This window comes from Caballeronia concitans (genome assembly GCF_001544615.1).
Taxonomy (GTDB): domain Bacteria; phylum Pseudomonadota; class Gammaproteobacteria; order Burkholderiales; family Burkholderiaceae; genus Caballeronia; species Caballeronia concitans.
Map to the genome: position 1 here is coordinate 38102 of NZ_FCNV02000022.1, position 6000 is coordinate 44101.

A 6000-nucleotide genomic window follows, 5' to 3' on the forward strand; every position below is an offset into this window, starting at 1 on the left:
GTGAACCGGCCGCGATATTGGGCCTCGGGTCAGTGCGACGGTCTGCACTGCCGTCACGGGGACAGGCGCCTCATCCGCATGCGCGAGCGACCCCAGGAGGGCGATGACGACTGCGACAGGCGCAGCACTGAGGCTCTCTACGAGCCGGACGGGGTTATTTCGCATTGGATCCGGTGAATTGCTGATCTGAGGAGTAGGCATCAGGAATCACGCTGCCCAGCAGTGCCTGCAAACCGACGCGCTGTTCTGCGAGCGACTCGCGCAGAGTAGCGGCATCGATGCGCTTCGTCAGAGCCGCGCTCTGTGCATCGACATATGTGGGCAGCGCAAGATTGTGTTCGGCGTACGCAGCGGCCGCGTCCTTTGCCGCGCGATCGACATCGGGCAGCGCGGTTTCCGTCGCGCGCAACTGTGAAGTGAGGATGAGCGTATCGGCGCGCATCTGCGCAACGTCTGCGTATGCGGTGTTGAGCCGGTCCTCATACTCGTCGTGCAGACGCTGGCGTGTGGCCCGCTCGATCGCGACGTTGCCCTGATTGCGGTTGAAGATCGGCAGACTCAGGTTGAGCTGGAAGCCGCTCGTGTAGATGGGAGCCGTATCACGGGCGCGCACGAAGCCGACCGAGAGGCTTGGGAACTGGCCCAGTATCGCCGCACGGTATTTTTGTTCCTGTGCCTCGTAACCCGCCTGAAGGGCAAGCAGATCGGGACGGCGTTGCGGCAATGCCTGCAACGCTGCTTCGACGGTGCCCGCGGGCAGGGGTGCGATGTCATCGCTGTCGGTGAGCTTCAGTTGCACATCGGGCGCAAGGCCGAGAAGCGCGTTCAGGTCGTGATGCGTTTGCACGGCTGCGCGCTGCAAATCGGTATATTGCCGGTTTGCGTCTGTGTAGGCGGTGAGGGCTGCAGTAAGCGCATCCGAAGTTAGATTGCCTTCGCGTTGCGCCTGAGCCATACGCTCGTAGCGCATGCGCGTGAGGTCGCGCTGCTGCTGCAAGAGCGGCAACGTGTCTGTCTGGAATCGGGATTTGATGAAGAGCTGCTTCGCCTGTGCAATGACCTGCCACTCCTGCCAAAGTAGACCGAGGTCGGTCTTCGCGACGGTGGCATCCGCCGATTGCTTGTTCGCACTACGCGTCACGATTGCCATCACGTCGATACTCAACGCATAGCTGAATGCGGGTACTGCACCGAATGCGCCTGGGTAGTCGCGCGCGAGGCCAAGTTGCGGATCGGGCAGCAGCCCCGCCGCATAAGCCTGCGCGCAAGCGATATGCAGGTCGTCGCGTGCAAGCTTGAGCGCCGGATTGTTAGCCACCGCCAGCATGGCCACTTCTTCGATATCGAAACCGTCCGACGGGTCAAAACGGTGCGCAGCGAGCTCAGGCAAGGGCATCCGCGATGAATCGATCTGCACGCGTTGCAGTTGGCTCGATAACGTTCGGCTCGCGTACGGCGCGAGGGGTTCGCGGTAATACGAGGCGCAGCCCGATAGCGTCAGCAAGCAAGCGCCCGTCAGTACGGCGAGGCTTGATCGTTTGAATCGCAAGCGAATGAAATAGACGGCAGAACAAAATGGCAACTGGATCTCCACGCTTCGGCTGGGCCGAGCAGCAGCATTGGTCAACGCGCCTTGATTATCGATAACGAACGCTTAAGCGACACTTAGCGGCAATCGGATTCTTGCGGACCGGGACCGACATAAAGCTTCATCGCCTCGGCTTTGCGTGCACGACTTTCAAGCCGGTCCTCGTGGCCACGTCGCATTGCATCGAAACAGACGCAGCGCGCGTTCATCGTCGCACCGCTCGACACTGCATTTGATTGATCTCCTTGCATCGTTCCACGCCATGACCGTCCGTAACACCGCCATAGCCCGATATGGTCGGCGAGGCTACTCATCGGCAATAGCGCCGCCACCGCAAACAGACCTAGCACGCGTCGTTTGGTGCTTACCTCCCGTTAGAAGAGAGGAAGGGCCTTGCGACTTTGCAGGTTGCCTCCCAACGCCGCGCTTCAGGCAACGACGTTGGAACGATTGTGCGATTCGCACGCTGATCGGAAACTGACCGCCTGATTACGATTTTGAAATCAAAACCGCATAACAAGCCGCGCTACCGATGCTCAGGGGGCGTTGGTACGCTGGGGAAATGACGGGATGAAGCGCGTGCTTCTTGCATCACGCTCCCCGTGCGCGAAGCCCTGATGCAACTCCCTGATGCTCTTCCCGACGGCGAGCCCCAGCCGACGGACCTTACCGAATGGCCCGACACCACGCGAGATGGATCGACGCGATAGATGCGGTCGAAGATGCGCAAAGGTCGCGACCCACTGAGTGCATTTTGAACGTCGAAGACGGTCGAGCAGAGATCGCGCGGCACGAGATTTCGCTGCGAAGTTGTTGCTAGCAACCACGGGCAGACCTTTCCAAGTGTGTTTGAGACCCCCGACTGGCTGCTTTCTTCGCAAGCGCGTACGGTATATTCATCCTGCGCTCCATTTTTCAAGATTACTTGCGGCTGGGAAGAATATAGAATGAAGGTTAGAAACGCTGCTCGCTGGGCGCCGCGTGGGCTAAGGCCCTGGCTTATCGCTGGCATTGCGCTGGGAATTGCGGGCGTCATACGATTCCTAGCCCAACCGCTCCTCGGGCCAATCATGCCGGGCACCCTGTTTTTTATAGCGGCGGCACTCGTTGAGTATTATTTTGGGTTAGGCCCCGCGATCACGGTGATGATTTTTGGACTGGTGGTCGCGGATTATCTGTTCGTTCCACCATATGGCCAGTTCGATGTGTTGGATCAATCCGATGTCGCGCTGATTATTTCCTACCCGCTGGCCACCCTGTTGGTTATATGTCTCATTGAACGGTTGCGCCGTGCTCAGTTTCGCGCGGAGCTCATTGCGGACGTGGCGCGCTCGCGATATGAAATGCTCCTGCGGGCCGATAACGAGCGGGCGGTCGCCAATCGCGCAGCTGACGAGACACATCGACTGCTGCGCCATCTTCCCCATTATCACAATGATATCGTCATGATCAAAGCGGTCGACCGGAACGCCCCGGGGGCCAGCGCGAGCATTCACGTAGCGCAAACCTCAAATGCAGCGATTGCGCAGGGAATCCGCTACAACAGTGTTCATGCGGACGACGTCAAGCATTTGGCGGCGACGGTTCATGCAGGCAGTCACCGCGTGCGCCTAAGCGTTGGAGCCGCACAAAAAACGGTGAACTGTCTGTGCGAACGCTTTACGACCCATGTGGGCGATTTCCTTGTGTTTCGTCTCGAGGAATCGTCATGAGCGAATTGAAGCCCATAGAGTACACAGGTGGCGATCACGCGGTATTGTTGCTACACGGCCTGTCGAGTTCTCCGCTAGAAATGCGCTTCCTCGCCCGCGCCTTGAATCGCCAAGGTTTCACCGCAGTCGCACCGCTGCTGGATGGCTATAGTGCCGGATCGCCCCACTCTAGGAAAGAGCGGTGGATATCCGCTGCAGTCCGAGAGTTCGATGCGCTGGCAAGACAATATGCCCGAGTCTCCGTTTGTGGCTTATCGATCGGTGCTGCATTGTCGTTGGCCGTTGTTCACGAACGGCCGTCGGCGCAAGCGGTGATTCTGCTTTCGCTGACGCTGGATTACGATGGCTGGGCGATGCCCTGGTACAGATTCTTACTATATTGGGCGTATTACACTCCGCTGCGCCACCGTTGGCGGTATCGCGAAGAAGAGCCCTTCGGCCTGCGCAACGAAGCGCTGCGCGCAAAGGTCGCACGAGCAATGCAAAGCAGCGACTTCAGCGAAGTCGGACCGTCAACCATCTCGTTGCCCGCGCTGCACGAGGCAAGCCGCCTGGCTAAATGCGTTCGTCGGGTGGTGCCGTCGATCACCACCGACAGCCTGGTTATTCACGCGATTGACGATGAGACCTCCAGCCCGCTAAACGCGCGTTTCGTGGGCAGCTCTATCGGCTCCAGCTTCCTGCGCACTATCTACCTCGACGACTCGTATCACATGATCACGTCCGATAACGAGCGCGAGATCGTGGCGAGAGAGATTCTATTGTTTTTGCGCGAGAGCGAGGCAGCCGATGACGTCGCTGATGGAAAGCGGGCACCAGTCATTTCCAAGGCGCTGGCGCGACGACTTAGGCAGATCGCGGCCCTTAGCCGGTGACATTTAAAGACGCTGTCAACGTGTTGAGACTGACTGGAAAGACGGTAGGAAAAAAGCGTCGTTCACGGCGCAGGACGGATTTCGAGTGACTTCGCGCCAGGCGACGAAACGCGCCGCGAACAGTTTTCAATCGAGCGAGTCGCGCAGCAGATGCCGCGTTCGAAGTGCCAATCAGCGACTGGCATTCCTCCCTGGAGGCGGAGGGTCAATGATGCCGGTGCGCCTTGAATGCCCGTCGTTCGCGGAATGCGTGAAAATACAGCGGCCCAAATTGAGGGCGCGCGGCTCGTGCGCCCTTTTTGCGTCCCTCAACGACTTTGGAAATCGCCCGCAACTCGAACGCCGCGACTTTGCAGGTGCTGGCCGAGCGAACGCGCTGCAGGCACTGTCTGGAAATCGCCACGAGGCGCTTTGGGAAGCGATCGCTGCCGTTCCAGAAGGATCTCCTATGCGCGGCTCCAGTGCCAGCTACGTAACGCCACAATGAACATCCCGCCCACGACGGAGGTGCCCGGACGGGCGGCGACGGGTTGTTCGTTGGACTCGACTGGCAAGCTGCACTGTCCGCGCCGACGGGATTTTGTCACCCCCAGTGGCTCGTCTTGAAGTCCGGTGCCAGGCCGCCGGCGAGCCACATCAATTCGATGTTGCGCTGGGCCTCGCGCTCCATGAGTATCGTTACCTTGAAAAATCCGGCGCCCTTGTCGTGCTAGTGCATTGCAACATTGAATTGGCACCCCAAGTGTGTTCAGATGCAGGTCATGGGCAAAATGAATCTGACCGATACCGAACGCGAGCAACTGCTGTCGGCGGCGCGCAGCCGAACGGTGCGTGCGGCGGACGTACGACGCGCGAAGTTGATCCTGATGCTCGAGGACGGCGAATCGCGCGACAGCATCATGCGCACACTGGGTTGCGACTCGCGCTTCATCGCGCGCTGGTCGGGGCGCGTTCTTAGCGAGCGACTGTCTGGCATGTACGCCCGACATCCCGGGCGCGCTCCCAAGCAGCCGCCAGCCAGACTTGAGGCGCGTGTGCTCAACCGTACTTTCAAGCACAAACCCGCCGACGGCTCGACACACTGGAGCAGCTATAAGCTTGCGGCAGAGCTCGGCGACGTGTCGGTCTCGACCGTGCAGCGCATCTGGCGCAAGCATGGGGTCAAGCCGCAGAAGTTGGAGCGGCACATGGTCTCCAACGACCCGGATTTCGAGGCCAAAGCAGCCGACGTGATCGGGCTTTACCTAAACCCGCCGGCGCACGCAGCGGTGTTCTGTGTGGACGAGAAGACCGCGATTCAGGCACTCGACCGCAAGGACCGGATGCTGCCGTTGTCGCCGGGGCGCGCCGAGAGTCACGGCTTCGAGTACAAGCGCAACGGCACGCTCAGCTTGTTCGCGGCGTTCAATACTGCTACCGGCGAGGTGCTGGGCAAAACAGCGCCGCGCCACACCAGCGAACAGTTTGTGGCCTTCCTGACCGACGTCGTGGCCAGCCAGCCCAAACGCAGAGAAATCCATGTCATCTGTGACAACGTGAGTAGCCATAAGACGGAGCGGGTGGCCACCTTCCTCAACGCGCATCGCAACGTACGTCTGCACTTCACGCCGACCTATTCGTCGTGGCTTAACCAAGTGGAAAACTGGTTCTCGCGCATCCAGCGTGATGTGATCGCCCGTGGCATCTTCACTTCAGTAAAAGATCTGGATCGCAAACTCATGCATTACATCCACGAGCACAATAAACATGGCGGCCTCAAATCCGAAGTGCAACACCCGTTTCGTATAAGGTGTTGCGATGCACGAAAGAACTCAGTATCAACAGC

4 protein-coding genes are annotated in these 6000 nt (G+C 59.5%); 3 read left to right on the top strand and 1 reads right to left on the bottom strand.

Annotated features, from left to right (window positions below):
- Nucleotides 1-154 precede the first annotated feature (154 nt).
- Nucleotides 155-1594 carry a TolC family protein gene (locus AWB72_RS27395; RefSeq protein ID WP_244285777.1) on the bottom strand — a complete coding sequence of 480 codons (1440 nt, stop codon included), beginning with the start codon at nucleotides 1592-1594 and terminating at the stop codon, nucleotides 155-157.
- A gap of 941 nt (nucleotides 1595-2535) precedes the next feature.
- On the opposite strand from AWB72_RS27395, the gene AWB72_RS27400 reads away from it, so the two are divergent.
- The 3 genes from AWB72_RS27400 to AWB72_RS27410 form a co-directional block, all read left to right on the top strand.
- Nucleotides 2536-3300 carry a DUF4118 domain-containing protein gene (locus tag AWB72_RS27400; protein ID WP_087129081.1) on the top strand — a complete coding sequence of 255 codons (765 nt, stop codon included), beginning with the start codon at nucleotides 2536-2538 and terminating at the stop codon, nucleotides 3298-3300.
- Nucleotides 3297-4175, top strand: a complete 879-nt coding sequence (locus tag AWB72_RS27405; RefSeq protein WP_087129082.1) for an alpha/beta hydrolase — start codon at nucleotides 3297-3299, stop codon at nucleotides 4173-4175. The genes AWB72_RS27400 and AWB72_RS27405 overlap by 4 nt, the downstream gene beginning before the upstream one ends.
- Before the next feature lie 752 nt (nucleotides 4176-4927).
- A partial coding sequence (locus AWB72_RS27410; protein ID WP_244285778.1) for an IS630 family transposase occupies nucleotides 4928-6000 on the top strand: 1073 nt, incomplete at its 3' end.

What these genes read in the sequence shown, in the direction of transcription:
- AWB72_RS27405 (WP_087129082.1), top strand. Translation starts at nt 3,297, where the DNA reads ATGAGCGAATTGAAGCCCATAGAGTACACAGGTGGCGATCACGCGGTA.
- AWB72_RS27400 (WP_087129081.1), top strand. Translation starts at nt 2,536, where the DNA reads ATGAAGGTTAGAAACGCTGCTCGCTGGGCGCCGCGTGGGCTAAGGCCC.